Below are 13242 nucleotides of genomic sequence, written 5' to 3'. Positions count from 1 at the left end.
CCAGTATTTTACGGTCAAACGTCTTGTATTAAGTTATTGCCGACAACATTTAATGGGTATCGGCCGCGAATGGACTACAATCGCGGCCTAAGTCCCACATTTCTAAGGAATCCAAATGACTATCATCACTAACGCATCCGGCCTGCAATACGACGACATCAAGGTTGGCGATGGCGCGGAAGCAAAAGCTGGCCAGAACGTCACCGTCCATTACACCGGCTGGCTGCGCAACGACGACGGCAGCAAAGGTCCGAAATTCGATTCGTCCAAGGACCGCAACGATCCGTTCGAATTCGCCCTGGGTGCCGGCATGGTGATCCGCGGCTGGGATGAAGGCGTGCAAGGCATGAAGGTAGGCGGCACCCGCCAGCTGATCATCCCTGCTGAACTGGGCTATGGCTCGCGCGGCGCCGGCGGCGTGATTCCGCCAAACGCCACCCTGATCTTCGACGTGGAACTGCTGGGCGTATAAGCCAGCCCTGCGGCGTGAGGCCTAGCGCTGCCACTTGCGCTGCACGGCCTCCTGCTCCGCTTTCGCATCCAGCGGTTGGCCGGCAATACGCTGGTCGATCGCATCCAACACCTGCGTCGGCATGTCCGCCGCTGCCTGCCGGTATTCCCCTTGCTGCGCCTTGCCCTGGCTTTGCACCGCCAGTTGCACCTTCCATGCCCCGCCCTGCTTGCAGGCCAGGCCCGACATATCCTGCGAAGTGGTGAAGCTGCGGCAGTAGCTGTTGTCCTGCGCCAGGAAGCTGGTGCCAATGCGCACCGGGCCGCCGCTGCCGGCCAGTTGCTGGTCCAGCGCAGTCGCCAGGCGGCCTTGCGCCACCAGCACGCCATCGCGGCTGGCCACCGTTTCGCCGCGGTCGATCGGCAGCATGCCGACGCCGTAATGGCCGGCCATCACGCCCACCATCAACATCGCCGCCAGCGCGCCCCATTCCGGCCATGACCAGCGCCGGCCACGGGTGGCCTTGCGCGCAGCCTGCTGCTCGGCCTCGCGCCGGGCGCGCACGGAATCGAGGCTGACCACCGTGGCCTGGCGCAGCGGCTGCGCCAGCCTTGGCGGCACTGCTTCTTCCGCCACCGGGGCAAAGGCGGCAAAGACATCATTGCGCATGGCCTTGTGCTGGGCGACGCGGCGCGCCAGCGCGGCATCCTTGTGCATGGCTTCCTCCACCGCGCGGCAAGTGACTTCATCCAGCTCGCCGTCGGCATAGGCCATCAGGATTTCGTCGGAAAAACTCTTCATACTGTCCTCGCTTGTTCCGATAACATTTCTTGCAACGCAGTGCGGGCACGCGCCAGGCGGCTGGTCAGGGTGCCGACCGGAATATCCAGCACCTGGGCCGCCTCTTTATAAGGCAGCCCCTCCACCAGCACCAGGCCGACCACCAGCCGGTGCTCTTCGCTCAGCAGGCTGACGGCTTTTTGCACCGCCATGCGCTGCTGGTGCGCTTCGGCATAATCGTCGCCTACGTGCTCGCCTTCCTCCTCCGGCGCAAACAGCTCGCTGCGGCGGGTACGGGAACGCACTTCGTCGATCCAGGCATTTTTAATAATGCGGAACAACCAGCTATCCAGGCGGGTTCCCGGCTGGTAAGAGCTGCTGTGCAGGATGGCGCGCTCCACGGAGAGCTGGACCAGGTCGTCGGCATCCTCGCGGTGCCAGGCCAGGGTACGGGCGAAACGCCGCAGTCGCGGCAACAGTGTGGCGATTTCCTCGTGCAGGGCGCTATCGTTGTCCATCATATGAAGATAACGAACGGGATCGGGATTTTCTTCCCTCTCTCCGTCGTTGATACAGAATAGATACCGGTAGCCTATATTATCATCCGACCATGCCAACCTTGCGCCCGACTTATTCCCTGTTGCGTTCCTGCCGCTGCCTTCTGCTGGCCCTTGGCCTGCTGGCCGGCGCGGGGCCGGCGGCGGCGCAAATCGGCCTGCCTGGCTTGCCCCAGTTGCCCGGCGGCCTGCCGTCCCGCCTTGGCGACAGTGGCTTGCGCGACCGGCTGCGCGAAAGACTGCTGGACACGGCCGACCTGCCAGGCAAGGTGCCGCTGGACCAGCTTCGTGCGCTGAACATGCGCCAATTGCTGCAGCGGCATCCGGCGCAGCTTGAACCGGATCCCGCCGGATTTCCTATTGTGCGCAAGGAAATCCTGGCCTGGTCGCCATCGGAGGCCGGACTTGCGGCAGCCGCCGCGGCCGGGCTGACGCTGACCGAGCGGCAGGAAATGCCGGAGGTCGGACAGGTGCTGGTGACCTTGCGGGTGCCCGATGGCGTTGCCACGGCGGACGCGCTGGCCAGGCTGCGCGCCGCCGATCCTGATAGCAGCTACGATTTCAACCATGTGTATACAGGCGCCGGTGCAGTCGATGCGCCAGATGCCGCTCCGGCAGCGGCGCGGGCAGGCAGCCTGCCGCGCACTAAGCCAGCCCGCTCGGTTGGCGGCGATGTGCGCGTTGGCCTGGTGGACAGCGGCATCGACGGCAGCCACGAGGTTTTCGAGAACGCCCGCATCGTGCGTTGGGGCTGCGACGGAGCGGCCCGTCCTGCGCCTCACGGCACGGCGGTAGGCGCCCTGATGATCGGCAAGTCCGAGCGCTTTACCGGCGCGGCGCCCGGCGCAAAACTCTATGCAGCAGATATATATTGCGACCAGCCGACCGGCGGCTCGGCCAGCCAGATCGTGCAGGCCCTGGCCTGGCTGGCCCGGGAACAGGTCGGGGTCATCAATATCAGCCTGGTCGGTCCGCCCAACCAGATGCTGGGCCGCGTGGTGCAGGCGATGGTAGCGCGCGGCCACTTGCTGGTGGCTGCGGTCGGCAACGACGGGCCTGCCGCGCCTCCTTTATATCCGGCCAGCTACCCCGGCGTGATCGGCGTGACGGGCATCGATCCGAAGCGCCGCCCGCTGCCGGAAGCTGCGCGCGGTCCGCAAGTGATGTTCGCCGCGCCAGGCAGCCAGATGGCCGCAGCTGCCATCGGCACGCCGCCGTATAAGCTTGTGCGCGGGACGAGTTTCGCCTCGCCACTGGTGGCGGCGCTGCTGGCGCCCCACTTGCACTCCCCCTCCCCGGCGCAGGCCGCCGAAGCGGTTTCCGCCCTCGCCGCCGACGCCAGCGCAGCCGGCGACGGCACGGGCCGCGGCGTGGTGGCCGAAGACCTGCGCGTTCCCCCTTCCGCCTTCCGCTGAAAAGAATTTAAAAATTTTTTCGGATGGATGGAAGAAATCCATTTCCCGGTTCGTTCTCTGTATGTAAGCGGCGGATTTCCCGCAGCCAGACTAAGGAGAACTGATATGAAAACCAACATCGCAACCCTCATCCGCGCTGCCTTTATCGCTGCTGCCAGCGCCGCATCCATCGCCCAGGCCGGCCCGCTCGGCGGCGCACTGGGCGGCAATATCGGCGGCGGCATCGGCGGTGCTTTTGGCGGTGGCATGGGCGCCATGCGCGGCGGCATGACCGGCGATATCGCCGGCAGCACCATGCGCGGCAGCCGTGCCGGCGCCGATATCGCCGGCAATGCAGCAGGCAATGTCACTGCTACCGCTTCCCGTGCTGCCGCTGCGGATTCGGCGGCTAACAATGCCAACCAGCGTGGCCTGGACGCCAGCGGTGCGGCCAACGGCGCCGCCAACCTGACCGGAAACCTGTCGCGCAATGCTGGCGCGGCTGGCGGTAACGCGGACGGTGCAGCAAACGGCGCCACCAATGGAGCGGCAAACGGCATCGCCGGCAGCCTGGCCGGGGGTGCCGACGGCGCGGCTAGCGGCGCGGCCAATGGCGGCGCGAATGGTGCGGAAGGCGGCCTGGCCGGCGCAGCGGCAGGCGCATCCACCCTCGGCGGCAAGGTGGCGCACCGTGCAGGTTCCGCAACCGGCGTAGTGGACGGCGCCGCATCGGGCACCGCAAACGGCGCGGCAAACAAGGCATCCAACAGCGCCTCGAACAGCAACGCCAGCGGCAACGCAGGCGGCGCAGCAAACGGCGCTGCGAATGGTGCGGCGAATGGCATGGCGGGTAGCCTGGCAGGCGGCGCAGCGGGCGCACATTCCCTGGGCGCTCAGGTGGCGCGCAATGCCGGTGCGGCCAGCGGCAACGCCGACGGCGCGGCAAGCGGTATCGCGAACGGCGCTTCCAACAGCACTGCCAATAACACCCCAAGCGGAACTTCGAACGGCGGCAAATCCGGTTCGGCATCCGGCGGCGGCAACGGCGCGGCCGGCCTGGGCGGCAGCCTGGCGCGCGGCACAAGCATGGTGAGCGGCAGCGCGGACGGCGCATCCAACGGCAGCGCAAATGCGAATGCAAGCCGTTCCGGCGCCAGCGGTTCGGCGAACGGCAGCACCAACGGCGCCGCCAGCGGCAAGGCAGCGACGCCTTCCCGCCATGCCAACGCCACGGCAAACGGCTCGGCCAACGGTTCCGCCAGCGCCAGCAAAAGCGCCCGCAGCGGTAGCCAAACCGCAGCGCAGCAATCGCCGAAAAGCGCTTCCGCCAACGGCGGAGTGAACGCCGGTTTCAGCGCCCAGGCAGGCAAGAACGCCGCCGTTGAAGGCTCCGCACAATGACGCACCAGGCTGGGGCGGCGCGGCGGAAAAGCTTAAACTAGCTGAGGTTTTCGCCAAAAACCGCCCCAGATTTCGTGGCGAGCCAGTCACTATATGGGCTTCTTCAAAAAACGGTACACACTTTTTTCAATTAATGTGCTAATCTGCGCGCTCCATTAACCAAGGAGGTAGTAATGAAAAAAGGCGAACTGATTGCAGAATTTGCGAAGCGTACCGAAATGTCCGGCGCAGCCGCTAACGACGCAATTAACACCCTGATCGCGATCGTTACCGAGCGTCTGAAAAAGGGCGACACCGTTGGCATCACCGGTTTCGGCACCTTCTCCGTCGCCAAGCGCGCCGCCCGTAAAGGCCGCAACCCGGCAACCGGCGAAGCGATCAAGATCGCTGCATCCAAGACCCCTAAGTTCTCGGCTGGCGCAACGCTGAAAGCCGCTGTGAACCCAACCAAGAAGAAGTAATTCTTCAGGCTTACCGCCAGAACGGCGGTTCAAGGCTGGCCCAAGCGGCTTGTCTTGAACCGCCGTTTTTATATTGTGCGCCGCACACGGCGCTCTATCACGTTAAGGAGATTTGCATGGGCATGGTTGGCTATCTTGTCGCACTGCCGGAATCGAAGCTCGCCGAACTGCGGGCGGACGAGGAACTGGTCGAAGAATTCCTGTTCCCCGACGACGGCGACAGCGAACCGGAAAACTCGATCGATCTCGATAAGGCCTGGCACGGCATCCATTACCTGCTGACCGGCGAGGCGGAAGGCGGGCCTGAACCGCTTTCCCTGGCAGTCATCGGCGGCGAAGAATTTGGACCTGATATCGGATACGGCCCGTCGCGCTTTCTTGTTTCCGCACAGGTGCAGGCGATTGCAGAAGCGCTCAAGCCCTTGGGCAGGGAGGAATTGGCCGCACGATTCGATCCGCAAGACATGGAGCGCAAGGATATCTACCCTGACGTCATCTGGACCCGCGACGGTGACGAAGCCCTGGACTATGTGCTCGAAAACTACGACGTCCTGCGAGACCACTATCTCAAAGCCGCTGCGCGCGGCGATGCGATGGTCCAGCTTCTGGCCTGACCTGATTGGAGCCTATACTCTAAGGCTAAGGCGGTTTTCTTTTGTATGATTGCGCTTCATCACCCCACTAACCAAAGGTAGACACCATGAGCCTGCAAGAACAGTTTGACCAAGCGATGGCCGATTCCAAGAACCTGCCGGAACGCCCAGACAATATGACCCTGCTGAAGATCTACGCCCTGTTCAAGCAAGGCTCGGCAGGCGACGCCACCGGCGAACGCCCTGGCATGACCGACTTCGTCAACCGCGCCAAGTTCGACGCATGGGCGGCACTGGCCGGCACCAGCCAGGATGACGCCAAGCAGCAGTACATCGACCTGATCGAAAGCCTGAAGTAATCCTCCCGCCTTGACGCCGCGCTTGTCAATACCAGCGCGGCGCTGCACACTCCAGGATCGCCGCGATCGACCACATCGTCCTCGGCTTCCTTTCCTTGTTGCTGCTGGCCTGCCTGGCCGTCTTCTTCCACGTCTTGGCGGAAATCGTACGCAATGCCCCGGGCGTCGTTGAATTCCTCACGGGTGCGGGCACCATCATTCTTGGCCTGCTGGTTGCGCTTTGCCTGCTGAAAATCGGCTCTGCCATCGCTTACCTGAAGGGTTCGCGCGCCACGCGCACGCCACTGATCATCTTCAGCATTGTCGCCCTGTTCAACGTTCCAGTCGGCACCCTCCCGCCACAGCGCCAGCGGGCAGCCAGGCTAGCGTGGAGACCGCTGCGCGCGGCCAAACCGGTAAGCGAATATCGTATCGGCGATCGCGTTGGCATCTTCTCCCTGCTTTATCTGTCGCAGGATGAAGTGCTGCCGGGCGACTCGGACAAGCACCTGGACGTGGTGCTATCCGTCTGCAAAGCGCCGCAAGGTGCGGTCAGCGTGTTTGGGGTCGTTCGCGCATCGCTGTCGGTAGCGCACGCCGCCAATGTGCAAACAGGCGCGCGAGCTCGCCACCTTTTCCACCTGACATGCTAGAGTTGCGCTTTTTATAATCCGATCCCGACGCATGACACTTCTTTTCCGCCGCGCGACAACTGCCGATATTCCCGCCATGAGTGCGATCCGGTTGGCCGTGCGCGAAAACACGCTTTCCAATCCGGCTCGCGTTACGCAACAGATGTATGAGGATTACCTCGCTCGCCTTGGCCAAGGCTGGGTGTGCGAACGCGAAGGAGCAGTAATCGGCTTTTCTTACGCCGCGCGCGAAGACAACTCGATCTGGGCACTATTCGTTGAGCCGGCATTTGAAGGGTTGGGCGCGGGCAAGCACTTGCTGCATCTGGCGACGCAATGGCTGTTTGCTAGCGGCGCCCAATCCATCAAACTTTCCACTGCGGCCGACACGCGGGCCGATCGCTTCTATCTGGCCCAAGGCTGGCAGCGCGGCGAAATCAGCAATGGCGTCGATGTTCACTACCGGCTCGAGCGAGCGACGACGATTCGCCTTGCCGAACCGCGCGACCTCGATGCAATGTGGGGCATTTTCCAGCCGTTGCTGGCAGACGGCGACGCGTTCCCGTTTGGCCAGGGATTTGAGAAGTCCACCTTCCAGTTGCACTGGTTCGGCAGCCACCCGGCCTATGTTGCCTGCGCGCGAGACGTCATTCTCGGCATGTACAAAATGGGCGCCAACTATCCCGACCACGGCGCCCACGTCGCCAGCGCCACCTACGCCGTCGCCGCGCAGGCGCAAGGGAAAGGCATCGGCCGCGCGCTGGTCGAACACAGCCTGGCACAGGCGCGGCGCGAAGGCTTCCTCGCCATGCAGTTCAATTACGTCGTCAGTACGAACGGCGCGGCGTTGGCGCTGTATCGCAAGCTTGGCTTCAACATCGCCGGCACCTTGCCGCAAGCTTTCCGGCATCGCGAACTTGGACTGGTCGACGCCTACGTTTTACATCGATTCCTGGGAGAAGAAAGAAGAAGTTGATAACCCTGCTGTTTTGCTTGACCAGCCAGACCACCACCACGGCGTCAAAGCGCAATGCGAGACGACGTCCAGCGAAGGCGGACGCGCAAAGCTGCCCTGCGCGCACGGTGGGCGAACCCACCAAGGCCGCTTAGGCCGGAGCGAATACTGCGCGCATCTTCTCGGCCACCTTGCCCTCGATGGCGCTCTTGAAGGCACCCATCAGGAAGCCGAGCTTGATATTCATATGGGCTGCGCTGTCGGCCAGGGTCAGCGTGCCCTCAACGCCGCTGCGGCCGAACTTCAGGGTGTCGCCATGCCATTGGCAGGCCAGGTCGAATTCCTTGGCGATACGTTGTGCGACTTGCTCTGCTGCTGCGCGCGCTTGCGCAGGTTCCAGGCTGTGGGCCTGGGTGATGTTGATATCGGCCATACTCTGCTAATCAAAAAGCACAAAAGGCGCTATTTTAACGCACGCACCTTTGTGCTGGATCAAAGGGCGGTGCCACAGACAGGGTAACCATGGTCATTCAACCGCCCTTGGGAGAGTGATCATGGATGAGAATATGTGCATGACTTTGCCTGTCAGCTTTGTGCCGACACCATCCGCCCTGTACCGCGCACACCGTAAGTCGGCGCAACTGCTACAGCAGCCCAGCCTGCCACGCCTGAAAGATACCGCCTTGCCAACGCGTCCCGCCGCCGCACCGCCCGCCGGTGCCCGCGTGCTGATCTGGAAACAGGATCCTTCCGTCAGCGAACTTGGCACCCGCAAGATTTTCCTGCCCGGCGTGATCCTGGAAGGTCCGCGTGACGCCCGCATCACGTACGGCCAGCCCGGCATTGCCCCGGTCAGCCCGAATGCTTTCGGCGACTTCATCATGGCGCCGGACACCGACCAGTTCGATGCCGTGCATGCCTTTGCCGTGGTGCGCTCGACCTTGACCATGTACCAGCGCGTGCTATCGCGTGCCGACAACAGCGCGCCCCTGCCCTGGGCTTGGAACAGCAGCAGCAACACCGATCCGCTGCAAGTGTTCCCGCATGGGCTGCCGAATGTGATGAACGCCTATTACAGCCGCAGCGACCGCGCGCTGAAATTCGGCGACTTCGTGCCGACCGGCGCGACCGGGCGCGTGTTCACCTGCCGCTCCTTCGATATCGTCTCGCATGAGACCGGCCACGCCGTGCTGGACGGGCTGAAACCGAAATGGATACTGAACAGCGCGCCGCCGCAAACCGGCGGCCTGCATGAATCCTTCGGCGACCTGACGGCGATCTTCCTCGCGCTGTCCCAGCTCGACCAGGTGGAAGCCGTGATCGCGCAGACCAAGGCCGACCTGCACGACAAGACCTTCCTGGCCGATATGGCGGAACAGTTCGGCCTCGCACTCGGCCGTCCGAACGGCCTGCGCAATGCCGACAACGACCTCAAGCTTTCCGAAACCGGCAATGAAGTGCATGCGATCTCGCAGGTATTCACCGGCGCCATCTATGACATCCTGGCCGACATCTTCTCCTTCGAACGCGCCCCGGGTCTGCGCGACGATGCTGCCTGCCTGCACGGCGTGGCAGGCTACCTGTGCAGCCTGGTGCTGCGCGCCCTGGTCGCAGCACCCGACGCCGACGCCAAGTATGCCGACGTGGTCAACCAGATGCTGCGCATTGCGCAGGAAGACGGCAAGCCTGTCGACTACGCCAACTTCATCCGCAACCGCTTCGCCCTGCGCGAGGTGGTGGTCTCGCCCGTGCCGCTGACCGAGGACCAGCCGCAAAACCTGGAACTGCCGGCCATGGTGGAAGACGCCCCCGACGCGCGCCAGGACCGCCGCGCCTGCTGCGGTACCATGAACCATGCCGAATACTTCGACCTGGAAGGCGTGCTCGATGCCGAGCGCCAGGCATTAGCGGCCTGGTGCAAAAATTACAGTACCCGCCATGGAGAATTGACCGTCGAAAAATGAAGATCACCGCGACCGGTGGAGGCGGCTTCGCCGGCCTCAGCCAGCACTTCGAAGTTGACACGGATGCAAGCCCAGCCGGTCCGGCGCTGGAGGCGGCCCTCGCCTCCAGTGGTTTTTTCGCGTCCACAGAAAATTTTTCACCCCCGCTTGGCGCCGATCTGGGGCACTGGACTATCACAGCCGACGATGGCCGTCGACGACATAGCTTAAGCTTTGTCGAGACTGGCGTACCACCTTGGCAAAATCTGCTCGATTTGATCCGTTCCGCTGCCTGAAATCAAGACTGTTAGAGTCACGCCACGAATTTGCTTATTTAGATTGTATCTAAGCCCGAATTGTGAGAAATAGCGGATTGCCTTAAAATACAGTGCTTTGCTGAGCTTTTTCCAGCGCTCCAACATAGATAGGACTGTTATGACCCACGTTGTCACCGAATCCTGCATCGCCTGCCGCTATACCGATTGCGTCGATGTTTGCCCGGTAGATTGCTTCCGCGAAGGCCCGAACTTCCTGGCCATTGACCCAGACGAGTGCATCGACTGCGCCGTGTGCGTGGCCGAATGCCCGGTCAACGCCATCTTCGCTGAGGAAGACGTGCCGTCCGACCAGCAGCAATACATCAAGATCAACGCTGACTTGTCGCGCAACTGGCCTTCGATCACCAAGACCAAGCCTGCCCTGCCGGAAGCCGAGCAGTTCAAGGACGTCAAGGAAAAGGCCCACTTGCTGAAGCGTTAATCGCTTCCAGCAGCCTGTTATTCACCGTGCAACACCGCGCCTGACGCGGTGTTCGCTTATTCAGATGGAATGAGAATCATTATGAATGTCGTCAGCACCCCACCAGGCGGTCTCCACGAGACCGATGCAGTCATCATCGGCGCCGGCCCGGTCGGCCTGTTCCAGGTCTTCGAACTCGGCCTGCTGGAGATCAAAGCCCACGTGATCGACTCGCTCAGCGCCGTTGGCGGCCAGTGCGTGGAACTGTATCCGGACAAGCCGATCTACGACATTCCAGCCATTCCATCCTGCACCGGCCAGGAACTGACCGACGGCCTGCTGAAGCAGATCGAGCCGTTCGGCGCGACCTACCACCTGGGCCAGGAAGTGACCGTCGTGCAAAAGCGCGAAGACGGCCGTTTCGACGTCGAGACCTCGCTGGGCACCAAGTTCATCACCAAGACCATCTTCATCGCTGCCGGCGTGGGTTCGTTCCAGCCGCGCACCATGAAGGTGGACGGCATCGACGCCTTCGAAGGCTCGCAGCTGTTCTACCGCGTGAAAAACCCGGCCATGTTCGAAGGCAAGAACCTGGTGATCTGCGGCGGCGGCGACTCCGCGCTGGACTGGGCGCTGAACTTCGTCGGCAAGGCCGAATCCGTGGTGCTGCTGCACCGCCGTGAAGACTTCCGCGCCGCCCCGGCTTCCGTGGCGAAGATGAAGCAGCTGTGCGAAGAGTACGAGATGCAGCTGATCATCGGCCAGGTGTCGGGCATCGAAACCAAGGATGACAAACTGTCTGAACTGCGCGTAACCGGCGCCGACGGCGTGACCCGCCGCGTGCCGCTGGACATGCTGCTGGTGTTCTACGGCCTGTCGCCAAAGCTCGGCCCGATCGCCGAATGGGGCCTGGACATCGAGCGCAAGCAGCTGAAAGTGGTGTCGACCGAGAAGTTCGAAACCAATGTGCCGGGCATCTTCGCCGTGGGCGACATCAACACCTACCCGGGCAAGAAAAAGCTGATCCTGTCGGGCTTCCACGAAGCCGCGCTGGCCGCTTTCGGCGCTGCACCATATATCTTCCCGGACAAGAAGATCCACATGCAGTACACCACCACCTCGCCAAAACTGCACAAGGTGCTGGGCGTGGAAACCCCAGTGTTCGACTGATCCGACCGATTCTTCGGACGCATCCTACAAAAAGGCAGCGGAAACGCTGCTTTTTTTGTTTTCATGCTCGTATTATGTTTGAATCATGGCGTCTTAGCCATTGTTTATGTACTTTCTGGGAGGTACTGCGGAATGCTGTAGGTCATGTTTAAATGGCCTATAATTGAACCATCTTTGCGCATTGCCACAATTTTCAGCGGGACATACTATGCTTTACCAATTGCACGAAATGCAACGCTCGCTCCTGCATCCACTGATGCAGTGGGCTGAAGCCTCGTCCAAGCTGTTTACCAATCCTGTCTCGCCGTTTGCGCACACACCGTTCTCGCAGCGTATCGCAGCGGGCTACGAATTGATGTATCGCCTGGGCAAGGAATACGAGAAGCCGGAGTTCGGCATCAAGCAGGCTGCGGTCAATGGCAAGCAAGTCCACATCGATGAACGCGTCGTGGAAAACAAGCCCTTCTGCAAACTGCTCCACTTCCGCAAGGGCTTGAGCGAGAAGGAGTTCAAGGCCCTCAAGCAGCCGACCGTGCTGCTGGTGGCGCCGCTGTCCGGCCACCACGCGACGCTGCTGCGCGATACCGTGCAGGCGCTGCTGTCCGAACATGACGTGTACATCACCGACTGGATCGACGCGCGCCTGGTGCCGCTGTCGGAAGGCCCGTTCCACCTGAACGACTATGTGAAGTATGTGCAGGAATTCATCCGCCTGCTCGGCCCTGACCTGCATGTCATTTCCGTCTGCCAGCCTACCGTGCCCGTGATGGCGGCCATCTCCCTGATGGCGACGGCCAAGGATCCAAAGCTGCCGAAGACCATGACCATGATGGGCGGCCCGATCGATCCGCGCAAATCGCCGACCCAGGTCAACAACCTGGCAGTGGAAAAGAAGTTCTCGTGGTTCGAAAACACCGTGATCTATGCCGTGCCGCCGAACTATCCGGGCTTTGGCCGCAAGGTCTATCCAGGTTTCCTGCAGCACGCGGGCTTTATCGCCATGAACCCGGGCCGCCATGCGCAATCGCATCGCGAGTTCTACATGCACCTGGTGCGCGGCGACGATGAACCGGCCGAATCGCACCGCAAGTTCTACGACGAATACAATGCGGTGCTGGACATGCCGGCCGAGTACTACCTCGACACGATCAAGACCGTATTCCAGGAATTCCGCCTGCCGCAAGGTACCTGGGAAGTCGATGGCGTGTTCGTGCGTCCCCAGGACATCAAGAACGTAGCGCTGATGACCGTCGAAGGCGAACTGGATGATATTTCCGGCGCCGGCCAGACGCAGGCGGCGCACGACCTCTGCTCCGGCATTCCGGCCACTATGCAGGAAGACTTTGTGGTGCCTGGCGCCGGCCACTACGGCATCTTCTCTGGCCGCCGCTGGCGCGAGATGGTCTGCCCGCGGATCGCGGCGTTCATCAAGAAACACGGCTAAGGGCCTGCCCTTCAGCCGGCCGGGCCTGCGTGCCCGGCTTTTATTACGGCAAATATTATACTTTTTTATATAATATGAAGATTGATCCCGTTGCTATGCAGGCCGCTGCCGGTCGCGCGTCCGGGTTGTTGAAGTCCCTGTCCAACCAGGACCGCCTGCTGCTGCTTTGCCAGCTGGTGCAAGGCGAGCATTCGGTCGGGGAGCTGGAAGCGGCAACCGGGATCGCACAGCCCACCTTGTCGCAGCAATTGACCGTATTGCGCAACGGCGAGATGGTTGCCACGCGGCGCGAAGGCAAGCAGATTTTCTACAGCATCGCCAGCGCGGAAGCGATGGCCGTGCTACAGGTGCTGTACAAACTTTACTGTCCCAAGGAGTGATGCAA

At 62.1% G+C, this 13242-nt stretch carries 17 protein-coding genes; 14 read left to right on the top strand and 3 right to left on the bottom strand.

Annotated elements, in window-relative coordinates:
* Positions 1 to 115: 115 nt before the first annotated feature.
* Positions 116 to 472 (top strand): FKBP-type peptidyl-prolyl cis-trans isomerase, encoded by a 357-nt coding sequence (locus ACN9MZ_RS08065; RefSeq protein WP_057261771.1) that lies wholly within the window; start codon positions 116 to 118, stop codon positions 470 to 472.
* Between the two features lie 21 nt (positions 473 to 493).
* Here ACN9MZ_RS08065 and ACN9MZ_RS08060 read toward each other — a convergent pair whose 3' ends face one another.
* A complete protein-coding gene (locus ACN9MZ_RS08060) occupies positions 494 to 1252 on the bottom strand; it encodes an anti-sigma factor family protein (protein ID WP_426341674.1) in 759 nt (252 codons plus the stop codon).
* Positions 1249 to 1752 carry an RNA polymerase sigma factor gene (locus ACN9MZ_RS08055; protein ID WP_426341673.1) on the bottom strand — a complete coding sequence of 168 codons (504 nt, stop codon included), beginning with the start codon at positions 1750 to 1752 and terminating at the stop codon, positions 1249 to 1251. Before ACN9MZ_RS08055 ends, ACN9MZ_RS08060 begins: the two co-directional genes overlap by 4 nt.
* A gap of 89 nt (positions 1753 to 1841) precedes the next feature.
* On the opposite strand from ACN9MZ_RS08055, the gene ACN9MZ_RS08050 reads away from it, so the two are divergent.
* From ACN9MZ_RS08050 to ACN9MZ_RS08020, 7 genes are all read left to right on the top strand, one after another.
* Positions 1842 to 3203 carry a S8 family serine peptidase gene (locus tag ACN9MZ_RS08050; RefSeq protein WP_426341672.1) on the top strand — a complete coding sequence of 454 codons (1362 nt, stop codon included), beginning with the start codon at positions 1842 to 1844 and terminating at the stop codon, positions 3201 to 3203.
* A 105-nt stretch (positions 3204 to 3308) separates the two neighbouring features.
* On the top strand, positions 3309 to 4583 hold the full coding sequence (locus ACN9MZ_RS08045) for a hypothetical protein (protein WP_426341671.1): 1275 nt from the start codon (positions 3309 to 3311) through the stop codon (positions 4581 to 4583).
* 173 nt (positions 4584 to 4756) lie between these two features.
* Positions 4757 to 5044 (top strand): HU family DNA-binding protein, encoded by a 288-nt coding sequence (locus ACN9MZ_RS08040; protein ID WP_057261775.1) that lies wholly within the window; start codon positions 4757 to 4759, stop codon positions 5042 to 5044.
* Between the two features lie 116 nt (positions 5045 to 5160).
* A complete protein-coding gene (locus ACN9MZ_RS08035) occupies positions 5161 to 5658 on the top strand; it encodes a YfbM family protein (protein ID WP_426341670.1) in 498 nt (165 codons plus the stop codon).
* A gap of 86 nt (positions 5659 to 5744) precedes the next feature.
* Positions 5745 to 5996, top strand: coding sequence for an acyl-CoA-binding protein (locus ACN9MZ_RS08030; protein ID WP_028100729.1), 252 nt, complete (start codon positions 5745 to 5747; stop codon positions 5994 to 5996).
* 95 nt (positions 5997 to 6091) lie between these two features.
* Positions 6092 to 6628 (top strand): hypothetical protein, encoded by a 537-nt coding sequence (locus ACN9MZ_RS08025; protein ID WP_426341669.1) that lies wholly within the window; start codon positions 6092 to 6094, stop codon positions 6626 to 6628.
* Positions 6629 to 6659: 31 nt separating this feature from the next.
* Entirely contained in the window at positions 6660 to 7583 is a 924-nt protein-coding gene (locus tag ACN9MZ_RS08020) for a GNAT family N-acetyltransferase (RefSeq protein WP_426341668.1), read from the top strand.
* A 130-nt stretch (positions 7584 to 7713) separates the two neighbouring features.
* Here ACN9MZ_RS08020 and ACN9MZ_RS08015 read toward each other — a convergent pair whose 3' ends face one another.
* Complete coding sequence (locus ACN9MZ_RS08015; protein ID WP_426169690.1) at positions 7714 to 7995, bottom strand: polyhydroxyalkanoic acid system family protein; 282 nt, start codon at positions 7993 to 7995, stop codon at positions 7714 to 7716.
* 121 nt (positions 7996 to 8116) lie between these two features.
* Between ACN9MZ_RS08015 and ACN9MZ_RS08010 the strand changes: the two genes are divergently transcribed.
* The 6 genes from ACN9MZ_RS08010 to ACN9MZ_RS07985 all read left to right on the top strand — a co-directional run bounded on the left by ACN9MZ_RS08010 (position 8117) and on the right by ACN9MZ_RS07985 (position 13237).
* Positions 8117 to 9526, top strand: coding sequence for a hypothetical protein (locus ACN9MZ_RS08010; RefSeq protein ID WP_426341667.1), 1410 nt, complete (start codon positions 8117 to 8119; stop codon positions 9524 to 9526).
* Positions 9523 to 9801 (top strand): protealysin inhibitor emfourin, encoded by a 279-nt coding sequence (locus tag ACN9MZ_RS08005; RefSeq protein ID WP_426341666.1) that lies wholly within the window; start codon positions 9523 to 9525, stop codon positions 9799 to 9801. Before ACN9MZ_RS08010 ends, ACN9MZ_RS08005 begins: the two co-directional genes overlap by 4 nt.
* Before the next feature lie 139 nt (positions 9802 to 9940).
* On the top strand, positions 9941 to 10264 hold the full coding sequence (gene fdxA, locus ACN9MZ_RS08000; protein ID WP_028100735.1) for a ferredoxin FdxA: 324 nt from the start codon (positions 9941 to 9943) through the stop codon (positions 10262 to 10264).
* Between the two features lie 81 nt (positions 10265 to 10345).
* Positions 10346 to 11413: an NAD(P)/FAD-dependent oxidoreductase gene (locus ACN9MZ_RS07995; protein WP_426169682.1), complete on the top strand. Its 1068-nt coding sequence runs from the start codon at positions 10346 to 10348 to the stop codon at positions 11411 to 11413.
* Between the two features lie 208 nt (positions 11414 to 11621).
* Positions 11622 to 12857 carry a polyhydroxyalkanoate depolymerase gene (locus tag ACN9MZ_RS07990; protein WP_426341665.1) on the top strand — a complete coding sequence of 412 codons (1236 nt, stop codon included), beginning with the start codon at positions 11622 to 11624 and terminating at the stop codon, positions 12855 to 12857.
* A 74-nt stretch (positions 12858 to 12931) separates the two neighbouring features.
* On the top strand, positions 12932 to 13237 hold the full coding sequence (locus ACN9MZ_RS07985) for a metalloregulator ArsR/SmtB family transcription factor (protein WP_426341664.1): 306 nt from the start codon (positions 12932 to 12934) through the stop codon (positions 13235 to 13237).
* Positions 13238 to 13242 lie beyond the last annotated feature (5 nt).

Source organism: Pseudoduganella sp. S-14, assembly GCF_049913285.1.
Classification (GTDB): Bacteria; Pseudomonadota; Gammaproteobacteria; order Burkholderiales; family Burkholderiaceae_D; genus Rugamonas.
This window is presented reverse-complemented; position numbering and strand designations above follow the sequence as displayed.

Bases quoted from the DNA above. Each gene is read 5' to 3' on its own strand.
- ACN9MZ_RS08065 (WP_057261771.1), top strand. From the start codon at position 116: ATGACTATCATCACTAACGCATCCGGCCTGCAATACGACGACATCAAG.
- ACN9MZ_RS08060 (WP_426341674.1), bottom strand. From the start codon at position 1,252: ATGAAGAGTTTTTCCGACGAAATCCTGATGGCCTATGCCGACGGCGAG.
- ACN9MZ_RS08055 (WP_426341673.1), bottom strand. From the start codon at position 1,752: ATGATGGACAACGATAGCGCCCTGCACGAGGAAATCGCCACACTGTTG.
- ACN9MZ_RS08050 (WP_426341672.1), top strand. From the start codon at position 1,842: ATGCCAACCTTGCGCCCGACTTATTCCCTGTTGCGTTCCTGCCGCTGC.
- ACN9MZ_RS08045 (WP_426341671.1), top strand. From the start codon at position 3,309: ATGAAAACCAACATCGCAACCCTCATCCGCGCTGCCTTTATCGCTGCT.
- ACN9MZ_RS08040 (WP_057261775.1), top strand. From the start codon at position 4,757: ATGAAAAAAGGCGAACTGATTGCAGAATTTGCGAAGCGTACCGAAATG.
- ACN9MZ_RS08035 (WP_426341670.1), top strand. From the start codon at position 5,161: ATGGGCATGGTTGGCTATCTTGTCGCACTGCCGGAATCGAAGCTCGCC.
- ACN9MZ_RS08030 (WP_028100729.1), top strand. From the start codon at position 5,745: ATGAGCCTGCAAGAACAGTTTGACCAAGCGATGGCCGATTCCAAGAAC.
- ACN9MZ_RS08020 (WP_426341668.1), top strand. From the start codon at position 6,660: ATGACACTTCTTTTCCGCCGCGCGACAACTGCCGATATTCCCGCCATG.
- ACN9MZ_RS08015 (WP_426169690.1), bottom strand. From the start codon at position 7,995: ATGGCCGATATCAACATCACCCAGGCCCACAGCCTGGAACCTGCGCAA.
- ACN9MZ_RS08010 (WP_426341667.1), top strand. From the start codon at position 8,117: ATGGATGAGAATATGTGCATGACTTTGCCTGTCAGCTTTGTGCCGACA.
- ACN9MZ_RS08005 (WP_426341666.1), top strand. From the start codon at position 9,523: ATGAAGATCACCGCGACCGGTGGAGGCGGCTTCGCCGGCCTCAGCCAG.
- fdxA (WP_028100735.1), top strand. From the start codon at position 9,941: ATGACCCACGTTGTCACCGAATCCTGCATCGCCTGCCGCTATACCGAT.
- ACN9MZ_RS07995 (WP_426169682.1), top strand. From the start codon at position 10,346: ATGAATGTCGTCAGCACCCCACCAGGCGGTCTCCACGAGACCGATGCA.
- ACN9MZ_RS07990 (WP_426341665.1), top strand. From the start codon at position 11,622: ATGCTTTACCAATTGCACGAAATGCAACGCTCGCTCCTGCATCCACTG.
- ACN9MZ_RS07985 (WP_426341664.1), top strand. From the start codon at position 12,932: ATGAAGATTGATCCCGTTGCTATGCAGGCCGCTGCCGGTCGCGCGTCC.